This is a genomic window from Streptomyces sp. NPDC058773 (genome assembly GCF_042746015.1).
Taxonomy (GTDB): domain Bacteria; phylum Actinomycetota; class Actinomycetes; order Streptomycetales; family Streptomycetaceae; genus Streptomyces.
Genome location: NZ_JBHYPE010000025.1, coordinates 66,321 through 88,152 on the forward strand (window position 1 = coordinate 66,321; position 21,832 = coordinate 88,152).

General features: G+C 68.6%; 20 protein-coding genes and 1 riboswitch. Of the genes, 12 read left to right on the forward strand and 8 right to left on the reverse strand.

Features of this window, described 5'->3' with window-relative positions; genetic code table 11:
• Positions 1-59: 59 nt before the first annotated feature.
• From ACFW5B_RS21830 to ACFW5B_RS21850, 5 genes are all read left to right on the forward strand, one after another.
• On the forward strand, positions 60-290 hold the full coding sequence (locus ACFW5B_RS21830; RefSeq protein ID WP_386441944.1) for a hypothetical protein: 231 nt from the start codon (positions 60-62) through the stop codon (positions 288-290).
• A gap of 233 nt (positions 291-523) precedes the next feature.
• Positions 524-1,768 (forward strand): DUF3631 domain-containing protein, encoded by a 1,245-nt coding sequence (locus tag ACFW5B_RS21835; RefSeq protein ID WP_386441947.1) that lies wholly within the window; start codon positions 524-526, stop codon positions 1,766-1,768.
• Between the two features lie 185 nt (positions 1,769-1,953).
• Complete coding sequence (locus ACFW5B_RS21840) at positions 1,954-2,760, forward strand: DUF2637 domain-containing protein (RefSeq protein ID WP_386441950.1); 807 nt, start codon at positions 1,954-1,956, stop codon at positions 2,758-2,760.
• 363 nt (positions 2,761-3,123) lie between these two features.
• Complete coding sequence (gene mobC / locus ACFW5B_RS21845; RefSeq protein ID WP_386441953.1) at positions 3,124-3,465, forward strand: plasmid mobilization relaxosome protein MobC; 342 nt, start codon at positions 3,124-3,126, stop codon at positions 3,463-3,465.
• 4 nt (positions 3,466-3,469) lie between these two features.
• Positions 3,470-5,170, forward strand: coding sequence for a mobilization protein (locus ACFW5B_RS21850; protein WP_386441955.1), 1,701 nt, complete (start codon positions 3,470-3,472; stop codon positions 5,168-5,170).
• On the opposite strand, the gene ACFW5B_RS21855 is transcribed toward ACFW5B_RS21850, so the two are convergent.
• The 5 genes from ACFW5B_RS21855 to ACFW5B_RS21875 all read right to left on the reverse strand — a co-directional run bounded on the left by ACFW5B_RS21855 (position 5,150) and on the right by ACFW5B_RS21875 (position 9,413).
• The gene (locus ACFW5B_RS21855) at positions 5,150-6,007 is read right to left on the reverse strand and encodes a hypothetical protein (protein WP_386441958.1); all 858 of its coding nucleotides are present in this window, start codon (positions 6,005-6,007) and stop codon (positions 5,150-5,152) included. The genes ACFW5B_RS21850 and ACFW5B_RS21855 overlap by 21 nt on opposite strands.
• Before the next feature lie 6 nt (positions 6,008-6,013).
• On the reverse strand, positions 6,014-7,186 hold the full coding sequence (locus tag ACFW5B_RS21860) for a cupin domain-containing protein (protein ID WP_386441960.1): 1,173 nt from the start codon (positions 7,184-7,186) through the stop codon (positions 6,014-6,016).
• A gap of 173 nt (positions 7,187-7,359) precedes the next feature.
• Positions 7,360-7,557, reverse strand: a complete 198-nt coding sequence (locus ACFW5B_RS21865; protein WP_189101555.1) for a hypothetical protein — start codon at positions 7,555-7,557, stop codon at positions 7,360-7,362.
• A gap of 1 nt (position 7,558) precedes the next feature.
• Positions 7,559-7,942 carry a DUF6415 family natural product biosynthesis protein gene (locus tag ACFW5B_RS21870; protein WP_386441963.1) on the reverse strand — a complete coding sequence of 128 codons (384 nt, stop codon included), beginning with the start codon at positions 7,940-7,942 and terminating at the stop codon, positions 7,559-7,561.
• Between the two features lie 157 nt (positions 7,943-8,099).
• Positions 8,100-9,413, reverse strand: coding sequence for a helix-turn-helix domain-containing protein (locus ACFW5B_RS21875; RefSeq protein ID WP_386441966.1), 1,314 nt, complete (start codon positions 9,411-9,413; stop codon positions 8,100-8,102).
• 481 nt (positions 9,414-9,894) lie between these two features.
• Between ACFW5B_RS21875 and ACFW5B_RS21880 the strand changes: the two genes are divergently transcribed.
• The 3 genes from ACFW5B_RS21880 (at position 9,895) to ACFW5B_RS21890 (ending at position 14,304) form a co-directional block, all read left to right on the forward strand.
• Positions 9,895-10,794: a ParB N-terminal domain-containing protein gene (locus tag ACFW5B_RS21880; protein ID WP_386441969.1), complete on the forward strand. Its 900-nt coding sequence runs from the start codon at positions 9,895-9,897 to the stop codon at positions 10,792-10,794.
• Entirely contained in the window at positions 10,787-11,593 is an 807-nt protein-coding gene (locus ACFW5B_RS21885; protein WP_386441972.1) for a DUF6551 family protein, read from the forward strand. Before ACFW5B_RS21880 ends, ACFW5B_RS21885 begins: the two co-directional genes overlap by 8 nt.
• A 1,559-nt stretch (positions 11,594-13,152) precedes the next feature.
• Positions 13,153-14,304 carry a PP2C family protein-serine/threonine phosphatase gene (locus ACFW5B_RS21890; protein WP_386442038.1) on the forward strand — a complete coding sequence of 384 codons (1,152 nt, stop codon included), beginning with the start codon at positions 13,153-13,155 and terminating at the stop codon, positions 14,302-14,304.
• Positions 14,305-14,342: 38 nt separating this feature from the next.
• Here the strand turns inward: ACFW5B_RS21890 and ACFW5B_RS21895 are convergent, their stop codons facing one another.
• Positions 14,343-15,473 carry a DUF2332 family protein gene (locus tag ACFW5B_RS21895; protein WP_386441974.1) on the reverse strand — a complete coding sequence of 377 codons (1,131 nt, stop codon included), beginning with the start codon at positions 15,471-15,473 and terminating at the stop codon, positions 14,343-14,345.
• A 283-nt stretch (positions 15,474-15,756) separates the two neighbouring features.
• A riboswitch (cyclic di-AMP (ydaO/yuaA leader) is annotated at positions 15,757-15,911 on the forward strand.
• An 11-nt stretch (positions 15,912-15,922) separates the two neighbouring features.
• Between ACFW5B_RS21895 and ACFW5B_RS21900 the strand changes: the two genes are divergently transcribed.
• Both ACFW5B_RS21900 and ACFW5B_RS21905 read left to right on the forward strand, forming a co-directional pair.
• Positions 15,923-17,044 (forward strand): M23 family metallopeptidase, encoded by a 1,122-nt coding sequence (locus ACFW5B_RS21900; protein ID WP_386441977.1) that lies wholly within the window; start codon positions 15,923-15,925, stop codon positions 17,042-17,044.
• A gap of 136 nt (positions 17,045-17,180) precedes the next feature.
• Complete coding sequence (locus ACFW5B_RS21905) at positions 17,181-18,161, forward strand: aldo/keto reductase (RefSeq protein ID WP_386441979.1); 981 nt, start codon at positions 17,181-17,183, stop codon at positions 18,159-18,161.
• Positions 18,162-18,264: 103 nt separating this feature from the next.
• On the opposite strand, the gene ACFW5B_RS21910 is transcribed toward ACFW5B_RS21905, so the two are convergent.
• Both ACFW5B_RS21910 and ACFW5B_RS21915 read right to left on the reverse strand, forming a co-directional pair.
• Complete coding sequence (locus ACFW5B_RS21910) at positions 18,265-18,567, reverse strand: hypothetical protein (RefSeq protein WP_386441982.1); 303 nt, start codon at positions 18,565-18,567, stop codon at positions 18,265-18,267.
• 100 nt (positions 18,568-18,667) lie between these two features.
• On the reverse strand, positions 18,668-19,501 hold the full coding sequence (locus ACFW5B_RS21915) for a hypothetical protein (RefSeq protein WP_386441984.1): 834 nt from the start codon (positions 19,499-19,501) through the stop codon (positions 18,668-18,670).
• A gap of 211 nt (positions 19,502-19,712) precedes the next feature.
• Between ACFW5B_RS21915 and ACFW5B_RS21920 the strand changes: the two genes are divergently transcribed.
• Positions 19,713-20,399: a hypothetical protein gene (locus tag ACFW5B_RS21920; protein ID WP_386441987.1), complete on the forward strand. Its 687-nt coding sequence runs from the start codon at positions 19,713-19,715 to the stop codon at positions 20,397-20,399.
• A 17-nt stretch (positions 20,400-20,416) separates the two neighbouring features.
• A complete protein-coding gene (locus tag ACFW5B_RS21925) occupies positions 20,417-21,826 on the forward strand; it encodes a hypothetical protein (RefSeq protein ID WP_386441990.1) in 1,410 nt (469 codons plus the stop codon).
• Positions 21,827-21,832: the final 6 nt, after the last annotated feature.

Sequence of the window (21,832 nt, forward strand, 5' to 3'; positions counted from 1 at the left end):
TGCCTGGAGCCGGACGTGATGGCCGCGTTCGCCGAGGGCTGTACCGAAAGGGACGCCGCATGCGCGAGAACAGCACAGCCGGACGCTCGGAGGGGATGAGCCGGGAGGATCTGCTGGCCCTGCCGGTGGCTGTTGACCTGGAAACCAGCAACCGTGCCCTGGGGCTCGGCCGGAGTAAGGGGTACGAGCTGGCGAAGCGGGGCGTGTACCCGTGCAAGGTCCTGCGGCTCGGCAACGCCTACCGGGTCGTGACCGCGGATCTGCTGGATCTGCTCGGACTGGCGGCGTGAAGGGGCGGCAGCGTAGCAGGCGGTTCTGCGTTGAGCTGACACAGAATCGCTGGACTGTTGGCGGGTGTGAACGTACGGTCCGTGTTCCCTCGCGATGGCCTGGTGCCCGCGAGACGCGAACGGGCCCCCGGCGGTGCAACGCCGGAGGCCCCAGCAACCCCGAACGGCCCGTCAAGAACCAACCCGGCGGCAAGGGCGCACAAGCCCGCCACCGCCAGACGAGGAGCTGCCCCGTGGAACATGCGGGAGCCGAGCCCTATTCCGACCCCGACTCCGGCAAGCCGGTATGGCCGCCTGTTGCCGTCCCCGGCCAGCCGAACGCCCATGCTCTGCCGTCACCGGAAGAGCCGCCCACCGTCATACCCGACCCCGCCCCGGTCTCCGAGGGAGAGCAGGTGCTGACAGAACTGCGGGAGCAGATCCGTCGGTACGTCGTGCTGCCGAGCGAGGAAGCCCTCACGGCGGTCACCCTGTGGGTGGCGGCGACCCACCTGCAGACCGCATGGCAGCACGCCCCGAGGCTGGCCGTCGTCGGGCCGGCCAAGCGGTGCGGCAAGTCGCGGCTCCTCGACGTGATCACCGAGATCGTCCACGATCCGCTGATCACGGTCAACGCCTCGGCCGCAGCGGTGTTTCGGTCGATCACCGATACCCCACCGACCCTGTTGGTCGACGAGGCCGACACGCTCTTCGGCTCCGTGAAGGTCGCGGAGAAGAACGAAGAGATGCGCGGCCTGCTCAACGCGGGGCACCAGCGCAACCGCCCCACCCTCCGGGTCTCCGGCCCCAATCACGAGGTCGCGAAGTTCCCCACCTTCGCGATGGCGGCCCTCGCGGGCATCGGCGACCTGCCCGACACGATCATGGACAGGTCGATTGTCATCCGCATGCGCCGCCGCAGGCCGGGCGAGAAGGTGGCGGAGTTCCGTACCTTCCGCGACACCCCGGCCCTCCACGCACTCCGCGACCGGCTCGCCGCATGGCTGGCACCGCTCCACGCCGAGGCGATGGAGCTGACACCGGTCATGCCGGTAGAAGACCGAGCGGCTGATACCTGGCAGCCGCTGGTGTGCGTCGCCGACCTCGCGGGAGGCCAGTGGCCCGACCTCGCCCGCACCGCCTGCCGGGTCACGGCCAAGCACGAGGCCGAGCACGACCAGGACAGCAGCAGCCTGGGCATCCGCCTTCTGGCCGACATCCGCCGGGCCTTCGCCACCGAAGGGAACCCACCGGCTATCCGCACCAGCCGTCTCCTCTACATCCTCAACCAGGACGACGAGACGCCCTGGCCGGAGCACACCGCCAGCGGCCTCACCCCTCGCGGCCTGCAGATCCTGCTCAAGGAGTACGGGATCAGCTCGGCCACCCGTCGCTTCCACGGCGGCGTCCAGGCCAAGGGCTTCACTCGACTGCAGTTCGCCGACTCCTGGGCGCGCTACTGCCCCGAGTCCACGCCGGATTCCACGACCGGCGCCTGACCCGGCACGACTCGTCGCGACTCGTCTCCACGCAGGTCAGCGCAGGGACGAGTCGGAGACCGACAACGAGTCGACTCGACATCACCGACGCACCCGTACCTGCTCTGACCAGGCGTGCAACGAGTCGCGACGAGTCCCCCAGACCACGGCCACATCAGTCAGCCCAGCATTCTGGAGCCCCACCCTTGCCTGCACCGTCCACCGCCCTGTCCGCGTCCCCTGTGACACTGGCCACAGCGATCCGTACAGGTGTGGCACTACTGGCGGTGGCAGCCTTCGCGCTGTCCTACGACGCCCTGCGTCAGATGGCCGCCGCCAGCCACATCCACCCGGCGCTCACCTACGCCTTCCCGCTCGTCATTGACGGCTTCATCGCCATCGGGATCGGTGCCCTGCTCGTCCTGCGGACCGCCCCGCTGTCCGCCCGCCTCTACGTCTCGGCGCTGGTCGGCATCGCCACCGCCACAAGCATCTGGGCCAACGTCCTGCATGCCATCCGCCTCAACGAGCAAGCCCGCCACACAGGGCTCGCCCTCGACGACATCACCGTCGGCGTCATCTCCGCCATCGCGCCACTCGCCCTGGCCGGAGCCGTCCACTTCTACCTTCTCGTCGCCCGGCGCCCGACCGCGCCCGACACCGAGGGCCACCGCCACAACAACAGCCAGACACACGCCAGGGGAACCACGGCTAGCGCCACAGCACCGCTCCCCGCCACGAATGCCAAGACCGTGGACGAACCGGCCACCGAGCACGTGGCGGAAGCCGCGCACCAGCACGGCAGGCCCGGAGGCAACCAGCCAAGCCTCTCCCTGGAAGAAGCCATCGACATCGGCCGCACAGCCCCCCTCGGCCGGGCCGGGCGCGTCTCGCGCCGCAACATCGAAAAGGCGATCCGCGACAAGGGATTCGGCATCTCCCGCAGCCGCCTGGATGACGTCAAGAACCTGCTGCAGGCCGAACTCGACCAGGCCGCCACAGGTACCGGCTGAACCCCATGTCCCACGTCACCCCTGCCCGCCTCTCCCGCGCAGCAACACGAGAGGGGCGGGCCCTCACACGCACCACCACTCGCAGGAGCCCACATGCATGACGCAAAAGACGAACTCGAACTCCTCTCGTCCCAGCAGCGGATGACCACCGCCCCAGCTTCAGACGCAGCAAGTTGTCGGGTAAGGAGTCCTTACCCGGCCTCCGCCCCAGGGGAGGCGGAGGCATCCGGTGCCGAGGGGGCGCCGGAGTCGGCCGGCCCAGGGGAGCCGACCGAGGGAGAGGCCAGTCAGTCTTCGCCGAGCGCACCGCAGACACCTGCCCTTCGTCGTCGTCTGCGAGAGCCGCAGCTGCGTGAGAAGCGTGTGCACCCCCGCTACAACGACGACGAGTTCGGTCTCGTCCAGGAAGCCGCTGACCTGAGCCACATGGCGCTCGGCGGCTACGTCGCCGAGTCGTCGCTCGCCGCTGCCCGCTCCGATGACCCCACCGCTGCGGTCGCCGACTATCGCGCCGCAGTCAAGGCACTGATGGATGCCAACCGCCAGCTCGCCATGGTCGGCAGCAACCTCAACCAGCTCACCTGGCACCTCAACAAGGACGGCGCCTGGCCCCACCACAACACCGTTCAACGGCTCCTGGAACGTGTCGAAGCTTCGATCGCCGAGCTGGACACCGCCATCGACCGTGTGACCACGGGGCGGTGAGCCGGTGATACCCAAGATCATCCTTGGCAAGGGCCCACACGCTACGCGCCGCACGATTGGCTACCTCTTCGGCAAGGGCCGAGCCAACGAGCACACCGACCCCCACCTGGTGGCCTCCTGGAACGGATTTGCCCCCGACCCCGGCCGCAGCCCGCACCGCAACCCCAAAGACGTGGCGGACCAGCTCGCCACACAGCTCGACCAGCCCATACGGATGCTCGGCGACAAGGCACCGAAGTTCACCATGTGGCACTGCCCCGTCCGTGCCGCGCCCGAGGATCCGGTCCTGACCAACGAGCAGTGGGCGGATGTGGCGCGCCGGATCGTGGCCGCCGCCGGCATCGCGCCTGACGGGGATGCGGAGGCGTGCCGGTGGGTGGCGGTGCGCCACGCGGACGACCACATCCACATCGCCGCCACATTGGTGCGCCAGGACGGTCGGCGCCCGCGCCGCGACTACGACCAACGCGCTGTCCAGAAGGAGGCCCGCAAGATCGAAGTGGACTACGGGCTCAGGCGGCTCAAGCCCGGCGACGGCACCGCTGCCAAGCGCCCGACCAGCAAGGAGCACTTCAAGGCCAAGCGCCAGGGCCAGGACGCCACAGCGCGCGAGGTCCTGCGCCTGCGGGTACGTCGCGCAGTGGCTGCCGCGTCCAGCGAGGCCGAGTTCTTCGCGTTGCTGGACGCGACGGGCGTGACCGTGCGGCCGAAGGCCGGGCCCTCCGGCGACATCCTCGGCTACAGCGTCGCCCTGCCCGGTGACGTCAACAAGCATGGCGAGCCGGTGTGGTTCTCCGGCTCCACCCTCGCCGGCGACCTCTCCCTGCCCAAGATCCGCCAACGCCTCACCGACACCCGCCCCGAGCCGAACGCCGTCCGCCCGGGCGATCCGTGGCACCAAGCCACCGCCGCCACCGAACGCATCCCCAGCCACCTCACCTTCGGCGATAACCACGTGGCTCAGGGGCAGCTGGTCGCGCTCGGCGCGGCCCTGGACCTTCTGCCGGTCACCGCCCCTTCCGCGGCGGGGGCCGAACTGCAGCAGGCCGCAGCTGCCTTCGAGCGCGCCACCCGCTCCCGCATCACCGCCGACCTCGACAGTGCCCGCGTCCTGCGCCGCAGCGTCCAAGCCATCTGGCGCCATCCCGACCCGGCGGGCGACGGGTCGGGGCCGGCGATACTGCTGGACGCCGCCCTCACCGCAGTGGCCTTCGCGATCCACTGGCACCGCAAGCACCAGCACGCCCAGCAGGAGGCGGCAGCCCAGCAGGCTCTCGTCCACCTCCAAGCCGCATACGAACCAATGGCTGAACTCGTACTCGGCAACCTCGCCCGCAGTGCTCCCGGCCAGCAGACCAAGCACCGCTACGCCCACCACCTCCAGCAGGCCATCCCCGAACATGCCGAGCGCATTGTGGAAGACCGGGCCTGGGACGCACTCGCCACCGTGCTCGCCGAGGCAGAGGCAAGGGGACACAACGCGGCCACGGTTCTCGACCAGGCGCTCAGCCAGCGCTCCCTGGACGACGCCCGCCACCCCGCCCGCGCACTAACCTGGCGCATCCAACGCCTAGGCCAGCGCCATGCCCCTGGTCCTCGTGCACAGGCCGCCATGACCCGTAGCACCGCGCTGCATCCCACCGCGTTGGCCTCCACAGCAGCAGCTCTCCCTACCTCGGAGCGCTCACCGGCCCGACGGCGCTGATCCGGGCCGTGGGTCCTTCAGCCGACTGAGGTGGTGCCGTACTCCGTCAGCCAGTTCGGCGTAGAACGGCACGCGTGCGGCTGCCTGGAGGATTTCCGTGCAGGCGGTCAGTTCACCGATCCGGCCGGCCGGGGTGTCCAGTACGTGGGCGAATTCCTTGCGGATGCGCTCGGCGACGTCCGGCGTCGGCAGGGAGTGGAGGTAGAGGGTCGCGGCGTCGTAGCCGAGGGGCGCCGTGCCCCAGCCCTCCCAGTCCAGAAGGGTCAGGGCAGGGCCGGTGAGGTTGGCCCAGTGGAGGTCGCCGTGGGCCGTGGCCCAGGTGATCTCGCCAGGTGTGATGCCGGTGAACTCCGGTACGCGGCGGCGGATGTACTGCTCGCGCACCGCCTGACGGTCCGTACCGACGAGCGCGATGTCCGCCAGGGTCCGGTGGAGGCCCTGCCACCAGGTGTCCGGCAGGTCTGCGCGGTGGTGGAGTACCGGGCTCTTCGCCACCGGCGGACTCGTGACGAATTCGTAGTGCTCGGCCCGGTAGTCCCAGCCGTCGGCCGACCAGTCACGCAAACCGAGCAGCCGGGGCCGGGGCACCGCGGGTGACAGGGACCGTTCCGCCTCCCGGGGGCCTTCCCACAGCTTCCCGCCGCTCTTCCCCTGGGGGTCACTGACCAGCCGCAGCCATGCGGCACCCGTGGGCGTGCGGACGGCTCCGGACAGCGTCCTGCCCGCGTATCCCCATACTTCTCCGCCCTTGGTGTCGGCGAGGCCCATCAGGGCACAGGCGTGGCCGCGGGCGGAGAGCATGCGGTCCCTGACGGCAGGCTCAGGGGCAGTGAACATCGTCGGCTACCTTCTCCGGCTGACGGCGGCGACACCGGCCTCGACCAGCTCGGAGACGAGGGCTGCGACGTTGCCGACGGGAAGACCGGAGCTTACCGACAGCTCGCCCAGGGTTGCGGTGGTTCCGTTGAGAAGGAGCTTGATCACGGCCAGGACCGGACGGCTGAACGTCCACTCCTGGCCGCCGGCGCTGAACACGACGTGGCCGTCCTCGTCCACGCCGTACCAGGCTCCGGCAGCGGTGAGCCGGACGCTCAGGCTCTCGTCCGCGGGGATGCCGTCCACGAACGGCAGTGACGGCATCGGCCGACCGGGATCCGTGCTCCCCCGGGCGTTGATGAACTCCTCGATCACGCCCTCGTGCAGGGCGTCGGTGAACTCCTTGTGCAGGGCTTGGAGATACGTGGTCCGTTCGTCCGGCGGGGCGAAGTACGGCAGGTTCGCGCGGACGGTGTTCGAGACCCGCAGCTGGTCCGCGAGCCAGATCAGGAGGTCTGCTCCGGTGGTGGGCTTGAGGCCGCAGGTCAGGTGGAGGGACCTGCCCTCGGTGGCGGCAACGGCGTGCCACCACCCGCGGGGCAGATAGAGCATGTCGCCCGCCTGGAGGACGATCTCTGCGACCGGGGCCCCGGTTGGTGGTTCGGGGGCCTCGGTGTCGACGCGCAGCGGGTCGATCCGGGTGGCGCCGTAGATCTTCCACCGCTTGGCGCCTTCGAGTTGGACGACCACCACATCGTGGTCGTCCCAGTGGACGCCGAAGCCTTCCTTCGGAGTCCATGAGGCGTAGAGGTTGACCTGCACGTCAGTGCGGAAGTGCCGCTCCAGTGCAGTCGCGAGGTCTTCCACGCCGGGGTGCAGTGCGTCCACGGCGTCCAGGACGAGCGAGGCGCCGTCCTTCAGCTGGTGGTGCAGGTTGGCCGGCTCGATCCGGTGCCAGACCGTGTGGCGCTTCGACACCACAGGGTGGGCGTAGCTGTGTTGCGGGATCTGGCTGCCGTCGTTGAAGAGCCGCAGCCGTGGGGGTTCGAGACGGTGCCGGGCGATGATCTGGTTGAGGTCGTCCCAGGTAAACAGGTCCGAGAAGTCGCCGACGCGCGGCCAGAGGCGATAGGTGCGGCCGAACGCCTCGGCGGGGAAGTCCCCGCCGAGGCTCCGGACCGCCGAGGAGATGGCGGTCATCTACGGCTCCGATCAGTCGTTGCCATCGCCCTTGCCGGTGCCGCCGCCGTCGCTCAGCCGGTCCTGGCTGCGGGCGGCCTGCACGGAACGCTTCGAGACGATCAGGTCGTTCATCGCATGTTCCTTTCTCTTCGGTTCTCCCACCGGGGTTCCGGTGGGAAATCTGTGGACGCCTAGACGGGCGGCGCCGGGTCGGTGTCGGGTGCGGAGACCGGGGCTGTCAGGGTGTGGTCCGCGTCCTGCTGCACGGTGACGGCCAGGAGCGTGAGGGTGGCCGACGCACCCAGCAGCCACAGGCGCCCCAGCCAGACGTCCAGCCGCGGCTCCCCGCTGCGGTGGCGGCCCCTGGCTCCGTGCTCGGACCACGTCACCTCACGCCCCCTGTGCGTGGTGGATCTGGCGGAGCAGCTGCTGGACGGAGCGGGCCAGCGACTGAAGGCGACGCGCGGCCGACACCAGCCCGTCGCCAGGTCCGGATCGCAGCTGGATCTGTGCGTTGTCGATCTGGGCGTGTTCGCGGTACCAGGCGACCTCGCCAGGGCGGTGCTCTTGGACGTGTTCCTCGGCCTGTTTGATCAGCGGGTCAAGACGGCCCTTGAGGGTGTCGATCAGCCGGAGGATTTCGTCATACGGGGGAAGGACGATGGTGGAGCGCAGAGCTGCGGCGATGTCCGCCTGGATCTGGTCGATGCCGTCGGTGCCCGTCCGGCGCAACTGACCCGGCAGCGGCTGCTGATCGGCACGGGTGGCATCCATGGTGCAACTCCTCGAAGACGGTGGTGGTAGTCACCGCCGCCAGGGGCGAGGAGAGGCCGGCCTTACACGGCCCCTGGCGGCTGAGTACGAGTCAACCGCCGGAGCAACAGGCAGATCCGCAACCGGGTTGCGAGGTAGTAATCCCTTTGCGGGTGGGTCAGTTGACGGCCACGCCCGCACGGCCGGCGAACGCCCGGACGCCCGGAAGGGTCCGGTCATGCCGGAGCAGACGGCTGGCCAGGTTCTTGACCGACCCGCGCCGGATCTCCTGAGGTGCGGCCCGTTCGGCCGCCAGGAGCGCCCGGTAGCACTGCTCGGGCTTGCCCCACTGGTCGAAGCACCGGGCCACGTCGGTGAAGAACCGGCCCTGCCGCTCGGCGGTCGGCAGGGCCGCAGGGTTGATGGTCCTGGCCAGATCGATCGCCTGCCCGGCATCACCGAGCAGGTAGTGGACCGACAGCTGGTGCAGCAGCACCTGCTGGGTACCGGTGTCCGTGCGGGCGTCGGGGCTCGTCCGGCCGATTTCGGCGGCTTCGGCGGCCTCGCCGATCAGCCCGTGTGCGGTGGGCCGATCGCCCATCTTGGCTGCCGTGTACGCGGCAGTGGCCAGCAGCGAGACGCCCGCGGACAGCCGGGCGGCCTCGGGAGTGCTGCGATCCTCCCTCACGTCCTGCGCGGCCCTGACGGCGATATCAGTGGCGCGTGCGAGGTGGCCTTGGCGGCGCCAGGCACTGGACACCATCCGGTGCGCCTCGGCGGTCGTCAGGGCATCGCCGCCGATCCGCGCAGAGGTCAGCGCACGGTCCGCAGTGATGGCCACCAGACCGTCCTCGCCGAGCTTGATGCACAGCCGAGTGGCGATGTTGTAGAGGTCGGCGACGGCGGTGGCCGACAGCTCCGCCGGCTCCAGGCCCTGAGCTTGCGCGATCCTGCCGGGCAGGTTCCGGGCCAGCGCGTCGTAGCGGGCGGCTCGGAATTCCTCTCGGGACGCCTTCACTTCGGCAGCGACGCCGGCCGGTGACACCTCGCCGCGCTTCGGCACGCTGGCAGTGCCGTAGAGCAGGTGATCTTCCAAGGGCGCGAGGGTGCTGGCCTCGGCTGGAGAGGCACCGGCCAGGGGGGTGGTGAAGACCACCGCCGCAGCGGCCAGAAGTTCGCGGCGTCGCACGGGGTCGTCCCCCTCCTCTGGACCAAGATTGCGATCAACCCTAGCCGAGGTGGGCCTACGCCGGGTCGATGTCGGCGCTGGCCCGGACGGCGCGACAGCGAGAAGCTCGGACAGGGGAACATCCAGGGCATCAGAGATCTGACGCAGTGCATCCAGACTGTTGACCGGGATGACATCCCGCTCGACCTGAGACACCCAGCTCTCCGACCGGTCGATCATCGCCGCCAGGTCCCGCTGCGGCCATCCCTTGCGCCTGCGCGCCTTGGCGATCGTCTTACCGAGTGTCAGTTCGCTTCCCGCCATTGGGCAACGCCCCCGAAGTCCCGTATCCGCATCGCGTGAGCACGCAACGGTACTGGCGGGAGGCCCCCAGCTGTAGGGCGCAAGGCAGCCAGAACCGGGCAGATTTCGACTGAGTCTGCATTCTTCACGGTTGCGGAAAGCGCCCGCGAATACGAAGCCGATCATGTCGACTGCTACCAAGTGCAGTACCTTCGGCCGGGCGACTGGACAGAATTAGCCTATCCCTCTGCTCTGCGGTGCCCCAAAGAAGCCCCACCTGCGCAGACCCTGCCTCCGTGACCGATTACCTCAAGGGTCCGATGTTCCGGGCCGCACTCGGAGCGCTTGCCGATTCTGCTCACCTTCAGAAGTCGCGAGCGATACGAATATTAGGCTATCCGGGTGGCGACATTTACATTCCCTGAAGAGTCGGTCTAACCTCACATCGCGAACGAACCAACCCGGTCGAATCGGAATACAAATACACCGAGGGTGGAGATAATTGGAACAGGCGAAAATCAGGCTTTCCGACATCAAGACTGATGAACTCACTCCAGCCAGGTTCAAGAACATCGATGGCCTGACGACATCGATCAGAACATCCGGCCTGCGGGAACCTGTAATGGTTGCAGAGAAAGATCACCTACTCCTGAGTGGCGCCAGGCGCTTTGAAGCATGCAAAAGAGCTCACGTATATTTCGTGGACGCTATTTTCCCTTCGAATGTCGTAGAAGGGTCGCTGGAGTTGCGTCGCCATTTCGACAATCCAGATCCGCTCTACTCGCTCCCCATGAACGTTACTGAGCGCGTGGAGGCCGCCTTCCTCCTGCATCGCCTACCACCTCCAGTCGGGGAGGAGAACGGCTTCAGGCGAGACGCGCACACTGCCGCCGCCGCAGGACTGCCGCCTAAGATTTACGCGGCTCTGAGATCCACCATCCGGAAGGCCGGAAAAGGTGAACAACCTCCCCTGAACGCCATGCAGGAGAAAGCCCGGAAGACGCTTTCCCTCATGGTAGAGGCTGTAGAAAACCCTCCTCCACAATTCCCACTGGCATCCCTTGTCGGCATGCTCCACCAGCTGCTTTTGCAGGAGATCTGTCCGGACACGCTCGAGTCTTGCTTCCCATACCTCAACGGAGGAACTAACGCCAAAGACAATCGCCATCAAGAAGGCGGGAGTGCCCGAATTTCAAGATCCGGGAGCCGCGCCCCAAAAAAGGAATTCGACTACATTCGCACTGCAGATGTAGTCACGGGAACACTCGAAGGGTTATCCTGCGTAATCACCGATGAACTGACAGATTCGGAGCATTACGAATACGTACTGAAAGCACTCAAAGAAGCCCGAAGAATGTCACACGTTTACGTGAAGAAAATGGAGAAGATGCGAAATGAGTAGCAGGATCCAGCACACCGTGGAAATTGAACTTATCGAGCCTAACCGAGTGACAACCGACCGGAACGTAAACACCCGACCGGTGGACAGCGCCTGGGTGGCCCGCAAACTTAGGGAAGGGTTCGACGTGGGACGCCTTGGCGTCCCCCAGGTTTCCGCCCGTCCAGACGGCACCTATATCTGGCTTGATGGACAGAACCGTGGAGCCCTATGTGTCGCTGCTGACCACGGAGACACCAAGATTGGAGTGAAGGTATTCCGCGGACTGACCACGCAGCAAGAAGCCGAGCTTTTCCTGGGACTCAACGACAACCGTCGCGTACAGCCTCTATACAAATTCATGGCCGAAGTTACCGCAGGGCATCCCGAAGCGCTGGCGATCACTCGAGCGGCGCATGATCACGGATGGATCATTTCAGATTCAGGTTCCAGCAACTCCATCATCGCGGTCGCCGCCCTACGAAAGATCTACGGGAAGTCATCGGAGAAAGGACAGCTCCTCAGGCGGACGCTGAGGATCGTAACGGATGCTTGGGGTAACAGTCCTAACGCTGCGAACAGTTACGTGCTGCTGGGAGTGGCTTCCGTCCTTTTCGAGTTTCCTTTCCTTGACTCCGATGCGCTAGTGCGGAAGCTCTCCAAGTCTGCGGGCGGACCGGCCAGCCTCCTGGGTAAGGGCCGGGGCTTCAAGGCAGTCACCGGAGGCACAGTCGTCGAGGGCATTGCCAAGGTGGTCCGCGACACGTACAACTCTGGTAGACGGTCCGGGAAGCTCACAACGGACTCTCGGGAACCGTTCTGAGGGCAATGCTGGTGTGGTCTCAGGAGGCTAGACGTGAGGGCCACACGGCACTCCCTCATCTCCACCCCCTGGTTCGGGCTGAGATGTCGAGGTTGTTCCACCGCAGGTCACTACACCTTCGGCCCCTGGGCGAACTGGCCAATGAACACTTGGGAAGCGTGCTGGCGAAAGCGCCCCATCGAGCACCTTGCGCGAGCCACACTGCGATTGATTCATTCACGCTCGCGCCCATCTCCGCGCCCACTCGGGCAGCCCGGCAGCACATCAAACCGCCGCCCGGCCGGGTCATGCTCTCGGCGTGCCTAGCAAGGGGTAAACCGCGGTCAATACGGGTGTCCCAGCGCACCCCGCAGCCTGTCCACCAGCGCACGTTTACGCAGGTCAGGCACTACCCGACAGGCATGAGCACCACGTTGATTCCCAAGCTCAGGGCAGTGCCCGGACCCCGGCCCCGCACCCGCAGGATAGGTCCGCGTCGCGTGGCCAAAGCTGCTTGGCAACCAGTCATTACGGGGTCGGCGGAGGGTTCCGGAGGCACACGAAGCAATCGCCGGACTGGGGCTGAGGAAGGTGGGATGGTGATCCGACTCCATCAGCTCTCGTCTCACGGGACTTGGGTGAGGAGCCGGGCATCCGACAGGAGGGCGACAGGCCGTGACGGAACAGCGCTGCGATCGCTGTGATCTCATCATCGGGGCGGGGTGCGCATGCCCGTCCGAGGGTGTGGCTCCTCGCATTGTTGGCGGCCAAGCACCGAAACAGGCCAGCCGCCACGGGCAGCCGCCCCACGCCATCATCGTGTCGCCCGCGGGGAACGCTCACCTGCCTGGCTGCAACCACCTCTCCGACAGCGAAATCGCCGGGCCGAAGTTCGGCTGGGTGGCCGGCCCCGATCCAGATGCCTGGTCCCGCATATCGGAGTCGCAGCCGCTGCGAGCCACCGAGGGCAACACCGGGCGAGTGGCGACCCGTCGCTGTCTGACTTGCGACGCCGATGCGTAAGGCGCTGCGCCGAATGCCTGGTCAGCCGCCCGCCATGCGTGAGCGATGCGTGAGCGGACGGCGTGACACAGGCCGGTCGGAGGCTGGACCTGGCGTCAGCCATATGTCCTGTGACCAGGCAAAACCGGATACCGACCGACTACGTGGGACCGTCGGTCACGTGTTCGTCGGGTCTTTTAATCCATTGGTTCAGGGTTCGAGCCCCTGATGGCCCACCAGACGCGGACGGGAAGACCGTCCGGCCGAATACGGCGCCCCGAGGGCCCGGACCGAAAGCGGTCCGGGCCCTCGGGCGTATGCGCGTCCGCTGCCCGGCTCAAGTGTCGTTGGGCGGGGCGGGGTTGAGGCGGGTGTACGGGGTGGCGCCGGGCGGGGCGGGGAGGTTGTCGTTTTCGTCCCGGCGGTGGGTGTTTGTGTGCGTGACGTGGCCGGCCCCGTGACCCGTCCGGCCGCCGAGGAGTCGCCGGGCCGGCCCGGAGCGGCAAGTCTGGGGACGGCGTGGTGACCGGCGCGGCGGTGCCCGTTCGGACGGCGGGAGTGGGAAGAGGCCGGTGCGGATGCTCCGAGGTGCGGCGCCCCGTGAGGGCGAGGGGGAGCGCGGCTCCGGGCGGGCCGGGGCCGGGTGGCGGCTGGTGCGGTGGCTGCCCGTTCTCCTGATCGTCGGCGGGGTCGCCCTCGGCCTGGGCGCGCCGCCCGGCTGCACCGCCGCTCCCTTCTTCGCGGCCGCCCCGCCCGCCGCCGCGGCGCTCTACTCGCTGCGCGGCACCGCTCTCACGGCCCTGGCCGCCCTGCTCGGTGAGATCTGGGGCGTCACCTACCGGGGAGCCGCACAGGGCCACGGCGCGGCGGTGGCGGAGGTCGCGACGGTCCTTGTCATCGCCCTGCCGGCGCTTGCCGTGAACCGGGGCGTCCGGACGGCCGGTGCCCGCCCGGTCCCCTTACGGGATGTCCCGGAGGCGGTCCGGCGCGCGGTCCTGCCCACACCGCCGGAGCGGCTCGCCGGGCTCGCCCTCGCCGCCCGCTATGTGGGCGCACGGGCGGCTGTCCGGCCCGGCGGTGAGCTCTGTGCGGTGCAGGACACCCCGCACGGCGTACGGCTGATCGTCGGCGACGTACGGGGCGCGGGGCCCGCCGCGGTGGCGACCGCGGTGATCGTCCTCGGTGCCTTTCGGGAGGCGGCGGAGCAGGAGCGCACCCTGGGGGCGGTGGCGGGCCGGCTGGAGCGGGCGCTGCAACGGGAGGGCGGGCGGCGCGCGGACGTGGGGCAGGGCGAGGGGACGGAGCAGGCCGAGGGGTTCACCACTGCCGTGCTGGCCGAGATCTCCGCCAATGGGCAGTCCGCGCTGCGGGTGCTCAACCGCGGGCACCCGCCCCCACTGCTGCTCACCCCGGACGGCGGGCTGCGCGAGCTGGCGCCCGCGACCCCGGCGCCGCCCCTCGGACTGGGGGAGCCGGCCACCCGGCCGGACGAGACGTTCTTCCCGGCCGGGGCCCTGCTGCTGTTCTTCACCGACGGGGTGACCGCGGCCCGGGACCTGCTCGGCCGCAGCTACCAGCCGTCGAACAGTCTGCGCGGCCGCCGCTTCCCCGGCCCGGACGCCCTCCTGGACAGCCTCGTCGAGGACGTCACCCGCCACACGAACGGAACGCGGGGCGGGCCGGCCGACGACATGGCGCTGCTGGCGGTGCAGCGGCCGATGGGGGCGTGAGGGGCCGTGGCCCGGAAGGGGCTTGGCGGGCCGCCGGCTTATAGGGGCATGTCCCCCGCCCCGTCCAGAACCTGCAGGCTCGGCCCGTGCGCGCCGGTGAGCGCGACCGGGCGGCCGTCGAGTGCGAGGGTCAGCAGCAGGGGGTCGTCCGGGCGGTGTGCGGGATGCGCGGGCGCGGTGCGCGACGGCAGTACGGAGTGGTGCTCGTCGGCGATCCAGTGGCCGCCACCGGGCCGCCCGTCGAGCACGGACCGTACGAGACGGGCGAACTCCTCGCGGCGGGCGGGCGGGAGAGAGGGCAGCACCGCGCGGTGGAAGATGACCAGCGTCGCCTCGGGCGGTGCCTCGGCGGCGAGCGCGGGCAGCTCGTCGAGCAGATCACCGCGCACCATCCGCGGCCGGGGCGCCGCCCGTACCGCGTCGACCGCCGCGGCCAGCCGCGCCGCCCGCTCCTCTTCGCCCGGCCAGGCGAGCGCCTGCAGCCAGCGCAGATCGTCCGGTTCGGCGACCGGGTCGAGCGGGTCGGGGCCGATGCCGGCCCGCCAGACGATCCGCGGCAGCTGTACGGGCAGCTCGCCGGCGGCTGCGCCCGTACGGCAGGTGATCAGCAGCGGGCTCTCCGGGGCGCCCAGCTCGGCCCGGAGGGCGCCCGTGCGGTGGCCCGCCCCGTCCGGGCCTCCGGCCTCGTAGCGGTAGCGATAGCGGTCGGGGTACAGACACAGCCCCGCGGACGTCCCGGCTTCCAGCAGCGCCAGTGGCTGCGGCAGACGGGCGAGCAGTGGCAGCAGCGCGGCGCAGCCGGCCGGTTCGTCGGTCCGGACGGCGCGCTGCATGATCACCGCGCGGACCTCGTCCCAGTGCCGGATCGTCCACTCGCGCCAGCGTCCGTACGCGAAGGCGCCGCGCGGGCCCGGATCGGCGTGCGGGCCGTCGAGATAGCGGACGGCGGCGAGCAGGAGTTCCGGCTGCTGCTTGGTGCCGGCGGGCAGCGAGCCGGAGAGCAGATCGCAGAACTCGGCGTCCTGGCTGATCCGCGCGGTCAGCTCCTCGTGCGCCTCCGACCGGCCCCGCGCCTCCCGCCAGGAGAACTCCCGGTACCGCTCCGCCACTCCCCACGCAAGTCCGGCAGCACGTCCGGCGTGCCCGGTGTTCCCGACGTTGACGACCATGATCCGACGTTACGCTCTCACTTTCCGTAATCGGGAGGCGCCCCTCCGCATAACGACTGGTGCACAATCCCCGGGAGATCGTTTAGCGGCCGGTGGTCAACTCGCCCGGTTTACGGCCACGGTGGCCGAAAGGCCCATGCCGCGGGTTGTGCTGCGCGGACAAGGTTTCGTGGGAACGCTTGGAATTCAGTCGCCATCTCTATTACTGTCCGATAACGCAGCGCGGTCGTCCCAGCCGTCGCAAGAGGCGGCACCGCGCGCCGACGCCGAATCCCGCACGCGCTTTTCACGCACCCCCAAGCACTTCGAACGGCACCAAGGGAACCGGGGAACCACTTCCTTGGGGTGAATCGGACGCCCTCCGCCAGTGGGCGTCCGTAGGAGACCTTCCTGCTCCGAACCCGTCAGCTAACCCGGTAGGCGAGAAGGAAGGAAAGGAGTGCGCCCCCGTGGCGTCCAACAGGCCTGCCCCCGAGTCCCCGTCCCCCTACGAGCTCGACGACCGAGGTGCCTTCGCGGGTCCCGGTGGTGGTGACGACGACGGACCGTGGGAGGAGTGGAATCCCACCGAGGAGTCCACCCGTTCCGCCCGTGGCAAGCACCGCGTGGCCAAGCAGCGCTCGGGCGGACTCGCCCGCAGCGGCACCGTCCTCGGCGTCGGTGTGATCGCGGCCGTCGGGGCGAGCGGAATGGCCACCGCCGAGAGCCGTCCGCCGGTGCCGATCTCGATGCCCGATGTCGGCGGGATGGCCGACGACCTCTCCGAGAAGCTGCCGGACGCCAAGTCGCTGCCCGGTATCGGTGATCTCATATCCGATGACGACGCCGGTTCCGCCGATACCGCCTCGGCCCTCGCCGACGGCGCGGCGCCTGCGGTCTCCGGGCCGCTCTCGCAGACGACGGGTGCGGACACGGGCAACGGCACGGGCGCCGGCGAGGCGCTGCGCAGCCGCATCCTCCAGCAGGCCGACGCGCAGCAGGGCGCCGCCGAGCAGGAGGCCCGCGACGCCGCCGAAGAGGCCGCCGTCCACCAGGCCTCAACGGAGGCCGCCACCCAGCAGAAGTCGGCCGAGAAGGCCGCAGCAGCCAAGAGGGCGGCCGAGTTGGAGGCCAAGCGCAAGGCCGAGGAAGAGGCTCGCAGGAAGGCCGAGGCCGAACGCCTCGCCAAACTGGCGAGGAGCTTCATCACCCCCGTCGCCTCCTACACGCTCACCGCCAGCTTCGGCCAGGCCGGTGACCGCTGGGCCGCGGACCACACGGGACAGGACTTCGCGGCGCCGACCGGCACCCCCGTCAAGGCGGTGCACTCCGGCACCATCACCCAGGCCGGCTGGGCCGGGTCGTACGGCTACCGCATCGTCCTCACCCTCGACGACGGCACGGAACTCTGGTTCTGCCACCTCTCCTCGATGGTGAAGACCTCCGGCAAGGTCAACACCGGCGACGTCATCGGCCGCGTCGGCGCCACCGGCAACGTCACCGGCCCCCACCTCCACCTGGAGGTACGCCCGGACGCCGGCGACCCGATCGACCCGATGCCCTGGCTGCGTGAACACGGGCTCAATGTCTGACCGGGGCCCGAAGCGTCTGACCGGGGGCCCGGGGCCCGAAATGCTCTTCACCGTCAACCCGTAAGGGACTGACGGACGTTGCCGTCGGGGATGAGAGGAAGGAATAACTCCTCCTCCCCCGACGTTGCAACGACGCATGACCGCGACGCACAGCACCCCAGGCACCGCCCGAAGCACCGGTAGCACCCGTAGGCCCCTCGGCTCGCTCTCCGTCTCCCCCCTGTCCCTCGGGGGCAATGTCTTCGGCTGGACGGCCGACGAGGCGGAGTCCTTCGCCGTGCTCGACGCGTACGTGGCGGGCGGCGGCAACTTCATCGACACCGCCGACGCCTACTCGTACTGGGTCGCCGGCAACGAGGGCGGCGAATCCGAGACCGTCATCGGCAACTGGCTGGCCTCCCGCGGCAACCGCTCCGACGTCGTCATCGCCACCAAGGTCGGCGCCCTCCCCGGCCACAAAGGCCTGTCCCCCGCCACCATCAAGTCCGCGGTCGACGCCTCCCTCACCCGTCTGCGCACCGACTACATCGACCTCTACTACACCCACTACGACGACGAGTCGCTCGAGGTCGCGGAGTTCCTCACCGCCCTCGACGACCTCGTCCGGGCCGGCAAGGTCCGTGAGATCGCCGCCTCCAACATCTCGGCGCAGCGCCTGGAGGAGGCCCTGGCCTGCTCCGCCCGCGAGGGCCTGGCCCGCTATGTCGCTCTTCAGCCGCACTACAACCTGGTCTCCCGCGACACCTACGAGGGCGAACTCGCCGAGGTGGCCGCCCGCCACGGCCTGGCCGCGGTGCCGTACTACGCCCTCGCCTCCGGCTTCCTCACCGGCAAATACCGCCCCGGCACCCACGTCGACAGCGCCCGCTCCGGGCGCGCCGCCGGCTACGCGGACACCGACCGAGGACGCCGCGTCCTCCAGGCCCTCGACACCGTCGCCGCCGCCCACGCCGCCGAGCCGGCCACCATCGCCCTCGCCTGGCTCGCCGCCCAGCCGACCGTCGCGGCCCCCATCGCCAGCGCCCGCACGATCGCCCAGCTGCCGGCCCTGATGGCGGTGGCCGAGGTGACCCTGACGGAGAAGGAACTCACGCTGCTGGCGGAGGCTTCGGCCTGACCCGTAAACGTACGGGGAGGAAGCGAGCGCCTACGGGGAGGAAGCGAGGCTCCACGGCCGGCCTGCTTCCTCCTCCCTCCCCTTTTCCGTCCTCTTCTCCGTCCTACTTCCGACGATCCACCACGGCCCACGACGCGGCGGCCATCCCACCCGCCACCGCGCACACCGAAGGCCACGCCCCGATCTTCTTCGCCAACGGATGCGACCCGGCAAACGCGGCCACGTACATCCCACCCAGCGCAGCCGCCGTCGCATTCCCCGCCTTCTGCTGCCACCCCCGCGCCGCCACGGCCCCGGCAGCGGCGAGCGCGACCCCGCCGAGGGGGCGCTTCTTGGTCCAGCGGGCTACGGCGTAGCCGCCTAGTAGGCCGGTGGCGGCAATCGCAGCTGTGGGAATCCGGGCCATCGGTACAACCTCCGCATCAGGGCAACTCCGTCGACTCTAGCCAGCGGACTGTGCGCGGGTCGCTGGCGGTCTGAGACGGGCCGGCCGGCTTCTGCCGCAGCTACTTGACCGCCGCGCGGAGCAGTACTTCAGCGTCAGACGAGAGCCCGTACTTCAGCAGGCCGCAGGCGAGGCCGATGACGTCGGTGGCGGACTGATCTCGTGCGTACCCCTTGAGGAGGGTCTCCGCCTCGTCATGGACTTCCCGGCCGCGCAGGAAGACAACCAAGGCTGCTACCTCCGCTGGCGGTAACGCCGCGGCAGCATTGCTGAGTGTCGCGGCCGCTTCATGGTGATTCTGTTGGCTGGCAAGCGCGGATACACGCATGGTGATGTTGTCGGCGGCGCGGATGTCGTTCACTTCATCCTGCCGGTCCGCGCGGTGGTAGGGGACCGGCAGGGTAATGCGCGGCCTGCGGCGTGAGGCCGGACGGGCTTGGTCGCCGGCTCCTGAAACAGCTCTGCGGCCCCTGTCCAGGCATTCGGCGAGGGTGCGCTCAAGATGCCATCTCCGGCTCGTAGCTGTCAGGCGTTCCGCCTCGCTGCGGCCGAGTTCCCTGATGAGGCTGTTGCATCCGGAGCAGTCGGTTGGATTGTTTGCTGACCTTTGCAGAGCCAGCAGCTCGTCGAGCTGGGGAGGAGTGCGCCCACCGGACTGTCCGGGCTGTATCGCCGCATGTAACCAGCATATGAACCATCCGGGCGCTATCAGCTTGCCGCTGAAGTAGCGGGAGATGGTCGTCTTGCTTAAGCGTTCGCTGTTGCAATCCCTGGCGGCCTGGGTGGCGATCGCGGTGTAGGTCTCCAGGCCTGGCGGCAGCATCGGGCGCATTGCCCGGAGCGCTTCAGCGAGCTTCTTGTTGCCAGCAGGCAGCCCCGGGTCGATCGCAGCCACACGACGCCCCTGTCGTGCCATGCGTCCCCGCCTTCGTCGTAGTGCCAGTGGGGGCAAGACTAAATTCCATTGTTGCGTTTGTCCGGGAAACTCTGCCGTCTGCTCGCAATCGCGGGCCGTGGCCGCTGATATGGAAGCCACGCACCGGCCGCCGTAGTTCTTCCGCAGCGGTCGAGTGGGGCTTTGTTGCCAGCAGAAGGGTGGGACCAATATGAACGTGCCGTCCTGGCAGGACACGTCGTATGGAAGCAAGATCCGTGTGGCGCGGTGGCTCGTAGAAGTGGTCGGTGAGGGGCAGCTGTTCACGAAGGCGGCTATGCGCGAGGCGTTTCCCGGCGTCGCACAGATCGACCGCCGCATGCGCGATCTCCGTGAGGCAGGCTGGGTGATTGACACGAACCGCGAGGACCCGAGTCTCCACAGCAACGAACATCGCTTCGTGGCGGAGGGCGAGCCGGTGTGGTTGCCGGGCAAGGGGAAGGCGAAGCCGCAGGCCCGCCTGAACGCTACTCAGCGCAGTGATGCGATGAGGGCCGACAGCTATCTGTGCCGCAGCTGTGGAGTGGGGGCTGGCGAGACCTTCGGCGATGGCCACGGAACCGCTCAGCTGGACATCGCGCGCCGTCAGGTAATGCTCGTTAATGGTTCTGCAGAGCAGCAGTTGGTCACTGAATGCAACCGGTGCCGGGTGGGGAACCGGGGCAGCGAAGCTGACGTGGCTGCCTTGATGCGGAGCGTGGAGAGCCTCGGCCCTGTTGAGCGGAAGGTGCTCGCTCAGTGGATCGATGCGGACCAGCGCACGTACAGCCTGCTTGAGAAGCTGTGGGGAACGTACCGGACGTTGCCGGCGGAGGCACGGGGAGCCGTCAAGCAGGCGGTTTGCGGCGAGAGCCAGTAGAGGGGTTGGGGTACACCATGCAGGAATTCCCGCCGCCGCCGAAGGCGGCCGAGTTCAACGACCTGATCAAGAAGCGCCTGGAGGAGGTGAAGAACTCTGGGGGTACGCGGGAGACCGTGACGGTGGACTGGAACGGTCAGCCGCTCAACGTCGAGGTCATCGATCTGCCTCTCTTGGGGCTCTATTACAACCCGGCTACCCATCGAATCCGCGCACAGCGGACTCATGACGCCAAGAAGAACATGACGCTTCAGGACGAGCCCTGGAGCCAGACCGGGCAGGCGTACCTCGAGACGCTGCTGAAGGCCGAGCCGGCCGATCCGACCCGGCGCGACCCTGCCTTCGACAAGCTCAAGGAGAGCCTGAAGGAATACGGGCAGAACGACCCGGGGCTGATCACTCACCAGGGCATCCTGGTCAATGGCAACACCCGGGCAGCAGCGCTGAACGAGCTTGGTGAGGCGTCCATGCGTGTGGGCGTCCTGCCCGAGTCGTTCACCTGGGCTGACATCAACGCGGTGGAACTGTCATTGCAGCTGCGCAAGGACCACCGCCGCGACTACTCGTACATCAACCGGCTCCTGGCCATGGAAGAGCAGGCGAGCCTGGGACGCACGCCTGAAGCTATCGCGAAGGCATTCCGGATCCAGGTCAAGACGTACGACCAGGAGCGGTGGATCCTGCGGGTGGTCCGTGATCAGATCGAGCGCAGTGAGAGCGGGGCAGCCGCGCTGCGGCTGGTCGATTTCGAGGACCACCAGGAGAAGCTGAAAGAGCTCCACCGCGACTTCAGCAAGCTCGCCGCATCCGATCCTGACCGGGCGGAAATCCTCAAGGAAACCCGGATGGCAGCGATCACCCTGGGGTTCTCCAAGACGGATGTCCGGCACATCGAGGAAGGATTCCAGGAGAACTATCTGTCGTCCGTGCTTCCTCCTCGTCTCGTGCCAGAGGCGGAGCAGGAGGAGAGCATTTCGGTACCCGGTCTGGGTCTTTCTGTCCCGGGAGCCTCTTCGAAGGTGTCCGCTGCACGTGAGCTCAACAGGCGTGTCCTCCAGGCCAAGGCGTGTGTTGCGGCGTCGGAGACGAGCGAGGAGGAGAAGCGCGAGGCGCAGCAGTTGCAGGATGATGTGCACACGGCCTTCGACAAGGCCATCGACCGGGCCGGACGTCACGCGCGACTGCGCAAGCGGAAGCAGATCGCGCCCGAGCGGCTGATGGATGCTTGCGCCGCGATCGAACTCTGCGTGGGCGAGCTGGTGAAGGCGCGCGCCTCGCACAGCCTGGATGAACCGGCCTTTGACGAAGCGGCCCTCAAGTTGAGGGACAGCCTTCGGCAGCTGGCGCAGCAGGCCGGCCGTGGCTCCCACGAGCCCGGAGAGGGCGTCAGGTGGTTGCTTGAGGCCGCGTCTGCGGGGCGTCACTGATGCCGG

Coding starts and splice junctions, on each gene's coding strand:
- ACFW5B_RS21875 (WP_386441966.1), bottom strand. CDS start 9,413: ATGGCGGGAAGCGAACTGACACTCGGTAAGACGATCGCCAAGGCGCGC.
- ACFW5B_RS21910 (WP_386441982.1), bottom strand. CDS start 18,567: ATGGCCCGGATTCCCACAGCTGCGATTGCCGCCACCGGCCTACTAGGC.
- ACFW5B_RS21885 (WP_386441972.1), top strand. CDS start 10,787: ATGAGTAGCAGGATCCAGCACACCGTGGAAATTGAACTTATCGAGCCT.
- ACFW5B_RS21920 (WP_386441987.1), top strand. CDS start 19,713: ATGAACGTGCCGTCCTGGCAGGACACGTCGTATGGAAGCAAGATCCGT.
- ACFW5B_RS21895 (WP_386441974.1), bottom strand. CDS start 15,473: ATGGTCGTCAACGTCGGGAACACCGGGCACGCCGGACGTGCTGCCGGA.
- ACFW5B_RS21855 (WP_386441958.1), bottom strand. CDS start 6,007: ATGTTCACTGCCCCTGAGCCTGCCGTCAGGGACCGCATGCTCTCCGCC.
- ACFW5B_RS21890 (WP_386442038.1), top strand. CDS start 13,153: ATGCTCCGAGGTGCGGCGCCCCGTGAGGGCGAGGGGGAGCGCGGCTCC.
- ACFW5B_RS21925 (WP_386441990.1), top strand. CDS start 20,417: ATGCAGGAATTCCCGCCGCCGCCGAAGGCGGCCGAGTTCAACGACCTG.
- ACFW5B_RS21860 (WP_386441960.1), bottom strand. CDS start 7,186: ATGACCGCCATCTCCTCGGCGGTCCGGAGCCTCGGCGGGGACTTCCCC.
- ACFW5B_RS21830 (WP_386441944.1), top strand. CDS start 60: ATGCGCGAGAACAGCACAGCCGGACGCTCGGAGGGGATGAGCCGGGAG.
- ACFW5B_RS21905 (WP_386441979.1), top strand. CDS start 17,181: ATGACCGCGACGCACAGCACCCCAGGCACCGCCCGAAGCACCGGTAGC.
- ACFW5B_RS21870 (WP_386441963.1), bottom strand. CDS start 7,942: ATGGATGCCACCCGTGCCGATCAGCAGCCGCTGCCGGGTCAGTTGCGC.